12 protein-coding genes are annotated in these 14782 nt (G+C 69.6%); 4 read left to right on the top strand and 8 right to left on the bottom strand.

The window, feature by feature from the left end:
- The first annotated feature begins 17 nt into the window (after nucleotides 1-17).
- The gene (gene gcvP, locus ABE488_RS14085) at nucleotides 18-2948 is read left to right on the top strand and encodes an aminomethyl-transferring glycine dehydrogenase (RefSeq protein ID WP_346449030.1); all 2931 of its coding nucleotides are present in this window, start codon (nucleotides 18-20) and stop codon (nucleotides 2946-2948) included.
- Between the two features lie 110 nt (nucleotides 2949-3058).
- On the opposite strand, the gene ABE488_RS14080 is transcribed toward gcvP, so the two are convergent.
- From ABE488_RS14080 to ABE488_RS14050, 7 genes are all read right to left on the bottom strand, one after another.
- Nucleotides 3059-3325: a hypothetical protein gene (locus ABE488_RS14080; RefSeq protein ID WP_346444998.1), complete on the bottom strand. Its 267-nt coding sequence runs from the start codon at nucleotides 3323-3325 to the stop codon at nucleotides 3059-3061.
- On the bottom strand, nucleotides 3315-4043 hold the full coding sequence (locus ABE488_RS14075) for a glycosyltransferase family 2 protein (protein WP_346449029.1): 729 nt from the start codon (nucleotides 4041-4043) through the stop codon (nucleotides 3315-3317). The genes ABE488_RS14080 and ABE488_RS14075 overlap by 11 nt, the downstream gene beginning before the upstream one ends.
- Nucleotides 4040-4645 carry a class I SAM-dependent methyltransferase gene (locus tag ABE488_RS14070; protein WP_346449027.1) on the bottom strand — a complete coding sequence of 202 codons (606 nt, stop codon included), beginning with the start codon at nucleotides 4643-4645 and terminating at the stop codon, nucleotides 4040-4042. Before ABE488_RS14070 ends, ABE488_RS14075 begins: the two co-directional genes overlap by 4 nt.
- Complete coding sequence (locus tag ABE488_RS14065; RefSeq protein ID WP_346449026.1) at nucleotides 4642-5418, bottom strand: PIG-L family deacetylase; 777 nt, start codon at nucleotides 5416-5418, stop codon at nucleotides 4642-4644. The genes ABE488_RS14070 and ABE488_RS14065 overlap by 4 nt, the downstream gene beginning before the upstream one ends.
- Nucleotides 5406-6365 carry an acyl-CoA dehydrogenase gene (locus ABE488_RS14060; RefSeq protein ID WP_346449024.1) on the bottom strand — a complete coding sequence of 320 codons (960 nt, stop codon included), beginning with the start codon at nucleotides 6363-6365 and terminating at the stop codon, nucleotides 5406-5408. The genes ABE488_RS14065 and ABE488_RS14060 overlap by 13 nt, the downstream gene beginning before the upstream one ends.
- A 158-nt stretch (nucleotides 6366-6523) precedes the next feature.
- The gene (locus ABE488_RS14055; protein ID WP_346445007.1) at nucleotides 6524-8923 is read right to left on the bottom strand and encodes a catalase; all 2400 of its coding nucleotides are present in this window, start codon (nucleotides 8921-8923) and stop codon (nucleotides 6524-6526) included.
- 160 nt (nucleotides 8924-9083) lie between these two features.
- Nucleotides 9084-11996, bottom strand: coding sequence for an EAL domain-containing protein (locus ABE488_RS14050; protein WP_346449022.1), 2913 nt, complete (start codon nucleotides 11994-11996; stop codon nucleotides 9084-9086).
- A 245-nt stretch (nucleotides 11997-12241) separates the two neighbouring features.
- On the opposite strand from ABE488_RS14050, the gene ABE488_RS14045 reads away from it, so the two are divergent.
- Nucleotides 12242-12508, top strand: coding sequence for a hypothetical protein (locus ABE488_RS14045; RefSeq protein WP_346449020.1), 267 nt, complete (start codon nucleotides 12242-12244; stop codon nucleotides 12506-12508).
- A gap of 136 nt (nucleotides 12509-12644) precedes the next feature.
- Here ABE488_RS14045 and ABE488_RS14040 read toward each other — a convergent pair whose 3' ends face one another.
- Entirely contained in the window at nucleotides 12645-13145 is a 501-nt protein-coding gene (locus tag ABE488_RS14040) for a DNA-binding protein (protein ID WP_346449019.1), read from the bottom strand.
- Between the two features lie 170 nt (nucleotides 13146-13315).
- Between ABE488_RS14040 and pyrH the strand changes: the two genes are divergently transcribed.
- Entirely contained in the window at nucleotides 13316-14041 is a 726-nt protein-coding gene (gene pyrH, locus ABE488_RS14035) for a UMP kinase (RefSeq protein WP_183425800.1), read from the top strand.
- A gap of 89 nt (nucleotides 14042-14130) precedes the next feature.
- On the top strand, nucleotides 14131-14688 hold the full coding sequence (gene frr, locus ABE488_RS14030) for a ribosome recycling factor (RefSeq protein ID WP_346449017.1): 558 nt from the start codon (nucleotides 14131-14133) through the stop codon (nucleotides 14686-14688).
- The last annotated feature ends 94 nt before the right edge of the window (nucleotides 14689-14782 follow it).

Genomic DNA, 14782 nt, shown 5'->3' with positions numbered 1-14782 from the left:
CCTACCGGATGCCCGCCATGACCGCATCGCCCCTGCGCGACCTCGAACACCCCTCGGCTTTCGTCGAGCGCCACATCGGCCCGAACGACGCCGAGATCGCCCATATGCTCGAGGTCGTCGGCCACGCCTCGCTCGACGCGATGACCGATGCCATCGTCCCGGGCAGCATCAAGTCGGCCGCCGAACTGGCGCTGCCGACCGCGACGACCGAGGTCGAGGCGCTGGCGAAGATCCGCGCCGTGGCGAAGAAGAACACCGTGCTGCGCAGCGTCATCGGCCAGGGCTACTACGGCACCCACACGCCGAACGTGATCCTGCGCAACATCCTCGAGAACCCGGCCTGGTACACCGCCTACACCCCGTACCAGGCGGAGATCTCGCAGGGCCGCATGGAAGCCTTGATCAACTTCCAGACCATGGTCGCCGACCTGACCGGCATGGATATCGCCAATGCCTCGCTGCTCGACGAGGCGACCGCCGCGGCCGAGGCGATGACCCTGGCCAAGCGCTCGGCCAAATCGAAGTCGAATGTGTTCTACGTGGCCGACGACGTGCATCCGCAGACGCTCGACGTGCTGCGCACGCGCGCAGCGGGCCTGGACATCGAACTCGAGGTCGGCCCTGCCGACGCTGCAGCCCAGTCCGACAGCTACGGCGTGCTGCTGCAGTACCCCAACACCTTCGGCCGCATCGACGACCACCGCGCGGTCGCCGCCGCGGTGCATGCGCGCGGCGGCATCGTTGCCGTCGCGGCCGACCTGCTGGCGCTGACGCTGATCGAGGCGCCCGGCGCCTGGGGCGCGGACATCGTCGTCGGCAGCGCGCAGCGCTTCGGCGTGCCGTTCGGCTTCGGCGGCCCGCATGCCGGCTACATGGCCTGCCGCGACGCATACAAGCGTTCGATGCCCGGCCGCCTGATCGGCGTGTCGGTCGACGCCGCCGGCAACCCCGCCTACCGGCTGACGCTGCAGACCCGCGAGCAGCACATCCGCCGCGAGAAAGCGACCTCCAACATCTGTACCGCCCAGGTGCTGCTGGCGGTCATGGCCTCGATGTACGCCGTCTACCACGGCCCGGAAGGCCTGACCCGCATCGCCCGCCGTACCCACCGGTTGACCGCGATCCTGGCCGCCGCGCTGCGCCAGGCCGGCGTCTCGGTCGGCGACGCGTTCTTCGACACGCTGCACGTGACCGGCGTCGACGCCGACGCGCTGCACGCCAAGGCGCGCGCGGCCGGCTTCAACCTGCGGGCGATCGATGCCGCGTCGGTCGGCATCAGCCTCGACGAGACCACCACGCGTGACGACGTCGTCGCCCTGGCCAAGGTGTTCGGCACCGACGCCGACATCGACGTGCTCGACACGGCGACCGCCGACGCGCTGCCGCAGGCGCTGCGCCGCAACTCGGGCTTCCTGCAGCATCCGGTATTCAACACCCATCACAGCGAACACGAGCTGCTGCGCTACATGCGCACGCTGGCCGACCGCGACCTGGCGATGGACCGCACGATGATCCCGCTGGGCTCGTGCACGATGAAGCTCAACGCCACCGCCGAGATGATTCCGGTCACCTGGCCCGAGTTCGCCAACATCCATCCGCTGGCCCCGGCCGATCAGACCGCCGGCTACACCGAGCTGATCGACGGCCTGGAAGCGATGCTGGTGGAGATCACCGGCTACGACGCCGTCAGCTTCCAGCCCAACTCCGGCGCGCAGGGCGAGTTCGCCGGCCTGCTGGCGATCCGCGCCTACCAGCGCGCGCAGGGCCAGGGCCATCGCGATATCTGCCTGATCCCCGAATCGGCGCATGGCACCAACCCGGCGTCGGCGCAGATGGTCGGCATGACCGTGGTGGTGACCCGCTGCGACAAGGACGGCAACGTCGACATCGACGACATCCGCGCCAAGGCCGAGAAGTATTCCGATCGCCTGGCCGCGATCATGATCACCTACCCGTCCACGCACGGCGTGTTCGAGGAAGACGTGGTCGCGATCTGCGACATCGTCCACCAGCACGGCGGCCAGGTGTACACCGACGGCGCCAACATGAACGCGCTCGTCGGCCTGGCCAAGCCCGGCAAGTGGGGCTCGGACGTGAGCCACCTCAACCTGCACAAGACCTTCTGCATCCCGCACGGCGGCGGTGGGCCGGGCGTGGGCCCGTGCGCGGTGAAGTCGCATCTTGCGCCCTATCTGCCCGCCGCAACCCCGCTTCCCCCGCTCGCGGGGGAAGGTGCCCGCAGGGTGGACGGGGGCGATGGCGCCACTGGCACGGTCGGCATGGTCTCGGCCGCCACCCACGGCTCGGCCTCGATCCTGCCGATCAGCTGGATGTACATCGCGATGATGGGCGCCGACGGCCTGCGCCGCGCCACCCAGGTCGCCCTGCTCAACGCCAACTACGTCGCCAAGCGTCTGGCGCCGCATTTCCCCACGCTCTACACCGGCCGCAACGGCCTGGTCGCGCACGAGTGCATTCTTGACCTGCGCCCGCTCAAGGACGCGACCGGCATCAGCGCCGAGGACGTGGCCAAGCGCCTGATCGACTTCGGCTTCCATGCCCCCACGCTCAGCTTCCCGGTCTCGGGCACGCTGATGGTCGAGCCGACCGAGAGCGAATCGCTGCATGAACTCGATCGGTTCATCGACGCGATGATCCAGATCCGCGACGAGATGCGTGCGATCGAGGACGGCCGCCTGGACCGCGAGGACAATCCGCTCAAGCACGCACCGCACACTGCGATGCAGGTCGCCGCCAGCGAATGGACGCATGCCTATCCTCGCGAGCTGGCCGCGTTCCCGCTCGCGAGCCTGCGCCAGACCAAGTACTGGCCGCCGGTCGCGCGCGTGGACAATGTGCACGGCGACAAGAACGTGTTCTGCAGCTGCATTCCGATCGGCGCCGCCGAAGACGCCCCCGAAGCGTTCAGCGAGCCCGACGTCGCCTGAGCGCGGCCCCGTTGTACCGACGCGATCCCGGGCTCTTTGCCCGGGATCGCCGGATGGCCGGACCGCACACCCCCGCCCCGCACATACTGGGCCGTTCGACATGACGCGGCCTACGCGGCCGCGCGCCGCCGTTTGCGCCAGGTCACGACCTGACCGACGATCGCAGTGATCAGGATGCAGACGTTGGTGACGATGAACACCCAGTCGCCGACCAAAGCGCTGTAGGTGACGAAGCCCGTCGAGGCCGCGATCTGGCCGAGGAACAGCCATTTCGATACCCCACGCGCGCTGTCGTCGCGCAACTGCGTGGCGATCTGCCGCGCCAGTGTGGCCAGCAGGATCACCGAGGCCGCCCAGCCGATCAGTTCAGGGCCCATGCGCCACCGGGAGCGGATCGACCGGGTGCCGTTCGCCGCTGCCGCCCAGGACTGCAGCCGACTGGACGCGCGCCTCGAGCGCGCGCAGGTAGTCGCCGAACCCCTGCCGCGCACGCGGGCTGCGGCGCGCACTGGTGAGCACGATCGGCGCCGCGCAGCGCGCGATCTGCGCACCGCAGGCGACCAAGGCATCGACCAGCGCAACATCCTCGTGGGCGGCGATCGCCGGGAATCCGCCGCAGCGCAGATAGATCTCGGCGGCCAGTCCCAGATTGGCGCCATGGACATGCAGATGGCCGTCGCGCCGTGGATGTCGATGCTCGTGCGCAGCGCGGACGTCGCATGCGTAGTCGAGCCAGTCGTCGACGGCCACCATGCCGCAGAACGCATCGCCCCCACAGGCCAGTTGGCTCGACAGCCAGTCGGGCGGGACCACGGAGTCTGCGTCGGTACTCGCGAGCCAGCGCGCACCGGTGGCGATCGCGGCGCGCATCCCGGCATCGCGGGCGCTGCCGACATTGCCGCCGCAGACCACGAGCCCGGTCGCACCGTGCGCCGCGGCGATCTCGGCACTGCGGTCGCTGCAGCGATCGAGGGCCACGACCACGTGGACCGTCTCGCCTCCAAGCCGCGGATCGGCGGCGGCCATGCGTACCGATGCCAGGCATCGGCCGAGCAAGACCTCCTCGTTGTGGGCCGGCACCACCACACCGATCATCGCAATGCCTCGCGTTGCGCGACCGAGTGCGGCGAGGCCGACCAGCCTTCGAGCAGAAGGTCGGCATCCTCGTAGCGGATCGTCGGCGCACCCAGCGCCTGCGCGATGACGTCATGGACCTGGCGGCCGGTTTGGGGCGCTTCGTCGAACGGGTGCAGCCAATGACAGGCAACGAACGTCCCCGCATCGCGCAGGCTCGTCGGCAGTCGCGCCAACAACCCGTCTAGCGTGTCGGGCGCCAGGTAATAGCCGACCTCGCTGAGCACGATCAGATCGAACGTGCCCTGTGGCCACTGCTGCGGATGGCGCATGGCCTCCACGTGCACGTCGATGCAGGTCGCGGTGCGCGCGCGCGCCAGTTCGACTGCGCGTGGATCGAGATCGGTCGCGAGCAAGCTGCGGCATCGATCCGCGAGCACGGCGGTCAGTTCTCCGTTGGAGCAGCCGATCTCCCAACCGGCGTCATAGGCAGCTGCCGGCAGGCTGGCCAGCAGCAGCGCGCGTTTGCGCGCCTCGTACCAGCGGTGCCGGTAGCCGAATGGATCGTCCTCCGCGTACAGCGCACGGAAGTAGTCGGGTGAGGTGGAGGCGACGGCATTCATGGCAGCAGGACCTCGAAGTCGCGCGAAAAGCGCGCGATCACGTGCGGCGGCAGAATCGGCGTGGCATGTCCGCCAGCACGCTGCGAGACGAAGCAGTCCAGAGCCCGGGCTTTCCTGGCGACCGCCTGCATCGACAACCCGACAGCGTACGCATCAGCAAACGGCGGCGACGCGGCGGCCGGATCCAGCCAATGCCACCCCCAGACGGGAAATTCCTGCAGCGACGCCCCGGCCCGGCGCACGGCGACGGCGGTCGCACGTGCCGTCGCCTCGTGGTCGGGATGCCCGTCGTGCCGCCAGGTGGTCAGCACCCGATCGCCGGCGCGCAATTGCGTGGCAATCCGCTCGGCCAGCGCCGATTCGCCTGCACCGACCCGGCCGTCGCCCAGCGCCAGTGTCGCGATAGTTGCCGGGGCACCGCTGCCGCCCAGCATGTCCAGCGCAGCCCGAAGTTCGGCACGCCGCACGGCCCGTGTATGCGCCGGCGGCCACTGCGGGTCGTCCGCGTAACAGGCTTCGCCATCGGTCACCGAGACCACGTGCACTGGCAGTCCGCGCATGCCCGCCTCGACCATCAGGCCGCCGCATCCGAGCACTTCGTCATCGGGATGCGGCGACACCACCACCAGGCGGGCGACACCGGCCAAGCAAGCATCGGCGGTGACGCGCGGCAGCGCCTGCAGCCAGGCGGACGCACGCCAGTCGCCTTCATGCTGGCCGTCGCCGACGATCGTCGGCGCCGCCGGGGCCCGACGTTCGGCTACAGCGTCCACGCTGCCTCCTGGCGTGCCACTGCTTCGCCCAATGCCGTCCAATCGCGTTCGGCATGACTCTGGCGGATGAACGTCGTGAGGTCCGCGCAACGCCGCGCATGGTCGAAGTCCTCGCACAAGGGGCCCGGGCCCAGTGCGCGGCCGACACGGTCGACGACCTCGGTCGCCACACGCTCGAGCAAGGAGCGCGCCCGGATCACCGCCGCGGTGTGCGGCGCGGCGGGCGCCGTGTCGATCAGCGCTGCGGTCTCGCGCAGCACCGCGGCCGCGGCCGACAACGCGATGTCCACCGCGCCCAGATGCGCGGACGCATGGGCATCGGTGGCGATGCGCGGATGCGTCCGCAGTCGTTCCGCGATCGCGGCGCTCGCGCCGAACCAGCATGCAGCGATGCCCGCTCCCCCGTGCCAGAAGCCCGGCCGCGCCAGATAGGCGCCAGGCGCGCCCACCCGGCTCGCGCGGGCGTCTTCGAAGGCCACGCGCCCACTGTGGACGCGGCCCATGCCCACGGCGTGCCAGCCACCGCGCAGGCGCGCCACGCCGGGCTGGCGCAACTCGACCAGGACCAGGACGCGCTCGTTGTCCTGGTACGCGGTCACCAGTGCGGCATCGACCAGGTCGGCGCCCGAGCACCAGGCCTTGACCCCGTCCAGCCGCCCCTCGGCCCCGTCCTGCGCGACGAACTGCACACGCGCATCCGGCGGCTCGGCGGCCCAGACCGCGAGCAGCCTGTCTGCGGGCGACGACGCGGCGTCGAGTTCGTCTAGGATCGCCAAGGCATCGTAGTGCGCTTCCATCACCTTGACCACGCACAGGTCGCCGGCGGCGATGTGGGCCAGTGCGCGCCACCGCGCAAGCGTCGCACCCGCGCCCGGATGCGGTAACGCAGGCCGCTGCGCCAGGCAGGCGCGGACGTCGGCATGGAGCGGCGTCGTGGCGGCGGCCATGCGGCCGCGTTCGGACACCGGAGGCAGCGACGATTTCGGTATCGCGGACAGGGGCATGGCGTCGGTTCCCGGGAAAGAGGCGACGGGCGCGGCCCGCGGCGACACGAGCGGCGTGGTGCGCGCGGCCGGACGCCGCGCACGCCGTGCGGGGCGTCCGCTCAGATCAACGGCGGGTCGCGTTCGCGATCGAAGTTGCGATGCTGCGCCAGTGCCTTGACGAAGCGTGCAATCGATGTCTTGCCGGCATCGCGCGCCACGATCAGTGCGGCGTCCTCGCCATCGAGCGCAATGCCCGCCGCCTCGAGCAGATCGGTTCCGTTGCCAAAGGCGAGAATCGCCTTGCAGTGGCGGAACTGGTCGCCGACGAACTCCACCGCGCGCCCGTCGCCGGCCAGGCGTGCGACCGCCTTGCCGCCCGGGATCGCGACCCCGTCGAACAGCACCGACGGTTCGTTCTCCAGCGAGGCGTCGGCATCCAGGCTGGCGCCGTCGGCGGCGGTGAACGCGCCCACGCGCGGACCGACCAACCGGCCGACCGCGCCTTCGGCCAGCAACGCCTTCTGCAATGCGGCGACCTGGTCGGCATCGCTGCCCTCACCGATCAGGATCGCGATCTTGCGGGTACGGATGCCCGCCTCGCCCGGCCGCGCCAGCATCGACAGCGCCGGTGACATCTCGACTTCGGGCGACGGCGGGTCGGGCAACACGCGCGGCATCGGCTCGGGCAGCGGCATGCCTAGGCCCTCTGCGACCCGGCCGGCGAGATCGTCGGAGACATTGCGCAGCATCGACACCACCCGCTCGCGGATTGCCGGCACCGTCACCTTCGACAACTCGAAGCGGAACGCGGCGACGATATGCGCCTGTTCGATCTTGGTCTGGCTGTTGTAGAACAACGTCGCCTGGTTGAAATGCTCGGCGAACCGCTCGGGCTTGCCGCGCACCTCATCCTGCTCGACGGGCTCTGGAAACGGCACGAAACCGGCCTTGCCCGCCTGGAACGGGCAACCGCCGCCGAGCGAGTTGGGTTCGTAGGCGACCCTGCCGCGATGGATCGCTTGCCGGTGCATGCCGTCGCGCTGGTTGTTGTGCACCGGTGCGATGGGCGCGTTGATCGGCAACTCGTGGAAGTTCGGGCCGCCGAGCCGCGAGATCTGGGTGTCGACGTAGGAATGGATGCGACCGGCGAGCAGCGGATCGTTGGTGAAGTCGATGCCCGGGACCACGTGCGCGGTACAGAACGCGACCTGCTCGGTCTCGGCGAAGAAATTGTCCGGATTGCGGTTGAGCACCAGACGGCCCAGCGGGGTCAGCGGCACCAGTTCCTCGGGCACGAGCTTGGTCGCGTCGAGCACGTCGAACGAGAAACGCTCGGCATCGTCTTCGGAGAACACCTGCACCGCCAGTTCCCACTCCGGATACGCGCCCGCCTCGATCGCATCCCACAGGTCGCGGCGATGGAAATCGGGATCACAGCCGGAGGTCTTGACCGCCTCGTCCCACAGCTGCGCGTGCGTGCCGAGCACGGGCGTCCAGTGAAACTTCACAAACGACGACACGCCCTCGGCGGTCACGAAGCGGAAGGTGTGCACACCGAAGCCCTGCATCATGCGATAGCTGCGCGGGATCGCCCGGTCCGACATCTGCCACAACAGCATGTGCGTGGACTCGGGCATCAGCGAGACGAAGTCCCAGTACGTGTCGTGTGCGGAGGCCGCCTGCGGCATCGCATGGTGCGGCTCGGGCTTGACCGCATGCACCAGGTCCGGAAACTTCATCGCATCCTGGATGAAGAACACCGGGATGTTGTTGCCGACCAGGTCCCAGTTGCCTTCGTCGGTGTAGAACTTCACCGCGAACCCACGCACGTCGCGCGCGGTGTCCTTCGAGCCCCGCTCGCCGGCCACGGTTGAAAAGCGCACGAACACCGGCGTGATCTTGCCCGCCTCCTGGAACGGCGCCGCACAGGTCAGCGACGGCACCGCGTCGTAGCATTCGAAGTAGCCATGCGCGCCGGACCCGCGCGCGTGCACGATGCGCTCGGGAATGCGCTCGTGATCGAAGTGGGTGATCTTCTCGCGGAGGATGAAGTCCTTGAGCAGCGCCGGGCCGCGCAGGCCCGCCTTGAGCGAGTCCTGGTTGTTGGCGACAGGCACGCCCTGATTGGTGGTCAGCCGCTGCCCGGCGGGGTCGACGCGGACGCGGTCGAGCGACTCGACGGTGGGATTGGCACCGGGCGCGGGCCGCGTGCCGACCTTCGCCGACGTATTGGACTCGCCCAGCGTGCTGGCCGTCGGCAGGTCCGAGGGCGGCGTCGCCTGCTGCCCGGCCGGTGGCGTGGTGGCGCGATCGCGGCCGTACTCGGACGCCTTGTTCTGGTTGTGGGTGAACGCGGCGGCAAGATGCTCGGTGTCGGCCGCCTGGCCGGCCTGCAGATCACCGGTACCGGGCGCGGGCGCCTTCGACGCGGCGCTGTCGGAAGCACGCGCGGCGGATGTCTGCTGCGCGGCGGCATTCGACGACGCGGACCGCTTGGGGGACTTTGGGGACTTGGCCATCTCGGTGCTGCTCCTGGGTCGCCGGGGATCCAAGCTCCGCACGCTAGAGCGGGCGATGTGCGCAAGCCGTGCACAGCGATCGCCGGCCCGCGACCGACCACGTCAGTTGTGCCGGCCATGCGCACAGGTTCCGCGCGCACGTCCGGCATACCGCCATTCGTCACCTTGCCTGCAACAGCGCGAGCGCATCCTCGAACGGCATGGGCCGCCCGAAGTGGTAGCCCTGCGCCTGATCACAGCCATGGGCGATCAGCCAGTCGCATTGCGCCGCGTCCTCGACGCCTTCGGCGATGATCGACAGCCCCAGGCCGTGGCCCAGGTCGATCAGTGCACGACAGATCGCTGCGCTGTGCACATCATGGGCGACGTCCCGGACAAAGACGCGATCGATCTTCAGCGCATCGAGCGGCAGATCGCGCAGGTACGCCATGCTGGAAAAGCCGGTGCCGAAATCGTCGATCGACAGACACACACCTTCGTCGCGCAGCCGGCCCATCTGTGCGCGCACCGCATCGGGATCGCGCAACAGCACACTCTCGGTCAGTTCGAGATGCAGGGCGCCTGGGCGGAGCGCCTGCGTCTGGCGCAGCGCGCGGATCGCCTCGACGGGCAGTCCGGCCTCGAACTGTACCGCCGAGACGTTCACCGCGATCGCGACCTCCGCCCCGGCCTCGGCCAGACGCTGACTCGCACGCGCGGCTTGATCGATGACCCAAGTGCCGATCGGCACGATCAGACCCGACTCCTCGCACAGCGGCACGAACTGCGCGGGCGGTACGAAACTGCCGTCGGCCTGGCGCCAGCGCAGCAGCGCCTCGAAGGCCACGATGCGGCCATCGTCCAGGCGTTGGATCGGCTGATAGAACAGCTCGAACTGCCGCTGGTCGAATGCCTTGCGCAGCCGCCTGAGCAGCGCCAACCGCTCGGCCGCCTGCGCGGCCATCTCCGTGTCGTAGCGGACCACCGCAGTCCGCCCGCGCCGTGCCTGGAACGCGGCCAGTGCGGCATGCGCGATCACGTGCTCGGCGCCGCCGTCCTCGCACGGTCCGTCGGCCAGCCCGATCCAGGCCTCGAGCGGGAACATGCCCGCGTCGGCTTCCACCGGCGACTGGCTGGCCGCGACCAGGTCCTCGACCAGCGCCGGCAGGTCCGCAGGATCGAACGCTGCAATCGCGAAAGTCTCGGGCGGCGCATGGCTGCCGAGTCCGTAACGCTCGGCGATCCGCGCAAAACGGCCGGCCGCTTCGCGCAGCACCGCCTCCCCGGTCCGGCGCCCCAGGGTGGGGGCGATCAGCTCCAGGTCGCGCAGTTGCACGTAGGCGACCGCGAACCCATCGCAGGGCCGCAACGCACACTGCGCGTCGATCTGCTGGGCCAGCGCGGCGAGCGTCAACATGCCGGTCGCCGGGTCGTGGCTGGCGCGCCAAGCAAGTTCGCGCTCGTAGGCCAGGCGCGCGCCGATATCCTCGGCCAGCACCAGCCGCGCGCGTCCGACCTCCATCTCGATGTCGCGGGCGTGGACGCGGGCCTGGATCCGTCGTCCATCCCGCGTGACCAGCGTCCAGGTCCGCTCGCTGCTGCCCTCGCCGCGACGCAGGATCACGTCGGTGCCGGCGTCGCGATCCTCAGGCGCGAGCAGATCGGTCACGCGCATGCCGACGAAGGTCTCGCGGCTGTAGCCGTACACCTCCATTGCCGCCTCGTTGACCGCGAGCACGTCCAGCGTGCCCACGTCGTAGAGCCAGGCCGGCAGCGGATTGCGCTCGAACAACTGGCGGAACTGCATCTCCGCACGCTCGACCCGCATCTGCGCATCGCGGCGCTCGGTGATGTCGATCACCGTCCCGGTCATCACCTCGCGACCGCCATCGGACACGGTCGCCCCACTGCCCTTGAGCCAGCGGGTGCGCCCGTCGGGCAGCATCACCCGGTACTCCTGCTCATAAGGCTGGCGCCTGCGGCGCAGATCGCTGAACTGCTCGAAGGCCCGCGCACGGTCGTCGGGATGCATGTGTTCGAAGAACGCCTCCAGCGCAATGGTGCCGCCTTCGGGCACAAGGCCGAACAGCGCCGCCATCTCATCGGTGACGCGTACCCGGTCGTCGCCGGCCTCGACCCGCCACACACCGATCTGCGAGGCCAACTGCGCCTGGCGCAGCCAGCGGGTCTGGGTCTCGATCTCGGCCAGCAGATCGGCCTGCGCACGTTCGTTGGCGCGCAGCCGGACCAGCACCGCGGCCAGGGCGATCCAGTACGCCACGACCAGCGCCAGCGCCGTCCCCACATAGACGCGCCAGGGCGCGAGCACCTCGCGCACGCTCAGCCCGCCACTGACCACAAGCGGATAGTCGCTGGTCCGGCTGAAGCCCATCGCCCGCTCGATGCGGTCGAGCTGACTGACCCGAAGAATGTTGAAGCGCGCGCCATGCAACGCCGCCGAGGCCGGCAATTCGACCTGCTGGCCGACCTGCGAGGGCCCACGCCCGAACCGCGACACCACCCAGCCATCGTGGGTGTAGATCACGATGCTGCCGAAGCGACCGACATCGAAGCCTTCGGTCATCGCGTCGAACTCCCGGGTCAGCAGCCTGGCCACCAACCAACGGCCATGGCCGTCGGGAAAGGCCAGCGGCAGCTCCCAGCCGGCATCGCCGTGCCGCAGCGCGCCCACGCGAAGCGCCGTCGCCCCGGACGCCGCCGTCTTCCAGACATGCAGCTCGGATGCGTCGGGGCCTGCCGACAGCGCGCGCCCCTGCGCGTCGTAGAGCACGATCGAAGCGAGCTCGGCATGACGCGCGACGACGCCGGCTATCGCGTCCTGCGCCGACGCCGGCTCACCGCCGATTTCGGCTGCGATGCCGCCCAGGGCGCGCTCGATGTTGCGCAGTTCCAGATGCAGCAACCGGTCCACGCCGGTCGCCATCGTCAGGCTTTGGCGATCGGCGGCCTGCATGCGCGTCTGCCGGTCGAGCAGCAGCAACACGATCAGGCCGACGGTCATCGCCGCGCCCAGGGCGATGCCGATCGCGCGCGCAGTCGCCACCGACGGCCGGCGCCTGCTGTCCCCTCTCATGGCCTGCTTCCTCGGCATCCCGGCTCCCCTGGCCTGGCCACGCGCTTGACCCCCTCCGACGGCAGCAGACGTCACCATGCGGCAGCCACTCACCATACGAGGATGGCCACAGTCACCGTGTGCGCCGCGTCACGCTCTTCGATACACAAAGCTACGCCCTGCGACACCCACGGACAAGCGGTTCACGCCCCGCTCGCGCGCCGGCTGGCCACCATGGCGCTCCCCTGCCCTCCAGGAGCGCTGCCATGTCGCGCAAACCCGACACCGGCTCGGATGCCCATTCCGACCAGCCGCAGCAGGCCGACAATGTCGCCGTCAACGACCGGATCGCCGCCCGCGGCGCCGACTATGCGCACGACAACAACCCGTCGGCCGAAGGCAACGATCCGGCGCTGATCGCCGGTCCGAAGTTCGCCCGTCGGGTCAAGGCCGACGGCACGGTCGAAGCGGCATCGCCCGATGCCGACCGCCAGAGATCCGACGACGACGCGGGCGACACGGCGCCCGGCTGAGCCGGCCACACGGTCTCGCGCTGTGTCCGGCATGGCGCTGTGTGAGGCGGTCGGCACGGGCCGCGCCTTCGGGACGCCGGTCCGGATTCGCTGATGCGGTACCGCGACAACCGGTCGCCCGCCATGGGAGGTCCCCCTAATCCTGCGCGCGCGTTCGCGCGGCCTTCCGTGCAGCCGCCTTGCGACCGGCCGCCCCCTTGGTCTTGGCGGCCTTCTTCGCCGCGGCCGAGCGGTCGGCCGCAGTGCGCTTGGACGCCGCCTTCTTGGCCTGGCTCGATAGCGCCTGCTTGCTGGCGCCCTTCTTGGCCGGCGTCTTCTTGCTCGCGGTCTTGAGCGCCTGCTTGGCGCCGCGCGACCGGGCCGCCGAGGGCTGCGCATCAGTGCCGGCCTTGGCGGCGTCCTGTGCGGCTTTGGCCTTCGTCGCCTTGGACGCCGTCTTGCCCGGCTTGGCATCGATCCCCGCGCGTCGCGCCTTTGACAGGCCGATCGCGATCGCTTGCGTGGCCGATTTGGCACCGTGCTTGCCCTGGCGGACGTGCGCGATCTCCTCGCGCACGAACTCGCCGGCCTGGGTGCTGGCGGACTTGCCCGCCCGCTTGGCCCTTGCGGCCCGGGCGGTGGTTGTCTTCTCCGGCATGGCTCGCTCCCGCGATGGACGAGGGCTGCAATTAGCAAGTCATCGATCAAGCGTACGCGAACGATCCCTGCGGTTTCGCCCTGCCTTGCGCGAAAAATGCGGCACACCACGTGAGCGCGAATGGCGTCGATCTTCTAGAATTCACGCGCCCCCAACCTCCGGAGTCCGCCATGACCTCACCTCTCGCCTATCGCCGCGTCCTGCTCAAGCTGTCCGGCGAGGCGCTGATGGGGGACGAGGACTACGGCATCGACCCGAAGGTGATCGGCCGGTTGGCCGAAGAGGTCATCGAGGCGCAGAAGGCCGGCGCCGAGCTCGGCCTGGTGATCGGCGGCGGCAATATCTTCCGCGGCGCCGGACTGGCCGCCGGCGGCATGGACCGGGTGACCGGCGACCAGATGGGCATGTTGGCCACGGTCATCAATGCGCTGGCGATGCAGGACGCGCTGGAAAAGCGCGGTGCGCGCGTGCGGGTGATGAGTGCGATCAAGATCAACGACGTCTGCGAGGACTACATCCGCCGCCGCGCGATCCGTCATCTGGAAAAGGGCCGGATCGGGATCTTCGCCGCAGGCGTCGGCACCCCGTTCTTCACCACCGACTCGGGCGCGGCGCTGCGCGCGATCGAGATCGGCGCCGACCTGTTGCTCAAGGCGACCAAGGTCGACGGCGTCTACGACGCCGACCCCAAGAAGGTGCCCGGCGCCAAGCGCTACGACCGCCTGACCTACGACGAGGTGCTGGGCCAGGGCCTGGAGGTCATGGACACCGCAGCCTTCGCGCTCGCCCGCGATTCCGACCTGCCGCTGCGCATCTTCGACATGGGCCAGCCCGGCGTGCTGCTGCGGATCCTGCGCGGCGAGCCGATCGGCACCCTCGTCCAGGGACGCGGCTGAACCCGCCAACAGGCACGGGGCGACCGCCGCCCCGCGCCAGTCCTGGCCGCTTATAATCCCCCGATTCAGCACACGGACCGGGGGCGCGCATGCTCAACGACATCAAGAAAGACACCCAGACCCGCATGGCCAAGAGCGTCGAGGCCCTGCGCCACGCCCTGGTCAAGGTCCGCACCGGCCGCGCCTCGACCGCACTGGTCGACCACCTGAAGGTCAATTACTACGGTTCGGACATGCCGCTGACGCAGGTCGCCAGCGTCACCGTGACCGACGCCCGCTCGCTGACCATCACCCCCTGGGAAAAGCAGATGGTGGGCGCTGTCGAGAAGGCGATCCTGGGTTCCGACCTCGGCCTGACCCCCAATACCGCCGGCACCACGATCCGCCTCAACATCCCGGCCTTGACCGAGGAGCGTCGCCGCGACCTGAGCAAGGTCGTCCACGGCGAGGGCGAGGACGCCAAGGTCGCGATCCGCAACATCCGCCGGGACGCCAACCAGCAGGTCAAGGAATTGCTGAAGGAAAAGCTCGTCTCCGAGGACGACGTGCGCCGTAGCGAGGACGAGATCCAGAAGATCACCGACAAGGCGATCAAGGACGTCGACGACGTGGTCAAGGCCAAGGAACAGGAACTGATGGCGGTCTGAGGGCCCGTGATGGGTGATTCGCCCTTCGTGATTGGTCAACAGCCAGAACCAGAGCCAGAGGCCATTCCCTTGTCCGAACCCTCGCCCCCGCAGG

It is taken from the genome of Luteimonas sp. TWI662, from assembly GCF_039673825.1.
Taxonomy (GTDB): Bacteria; Pseudomonadota; Gammaproteobacteria; order Xanthomonadales; family Xanthomonadaceae; genus Luteimonas.
This window is presented reverse-complemented; position numbering and strand designations above follow the sequence as displayed.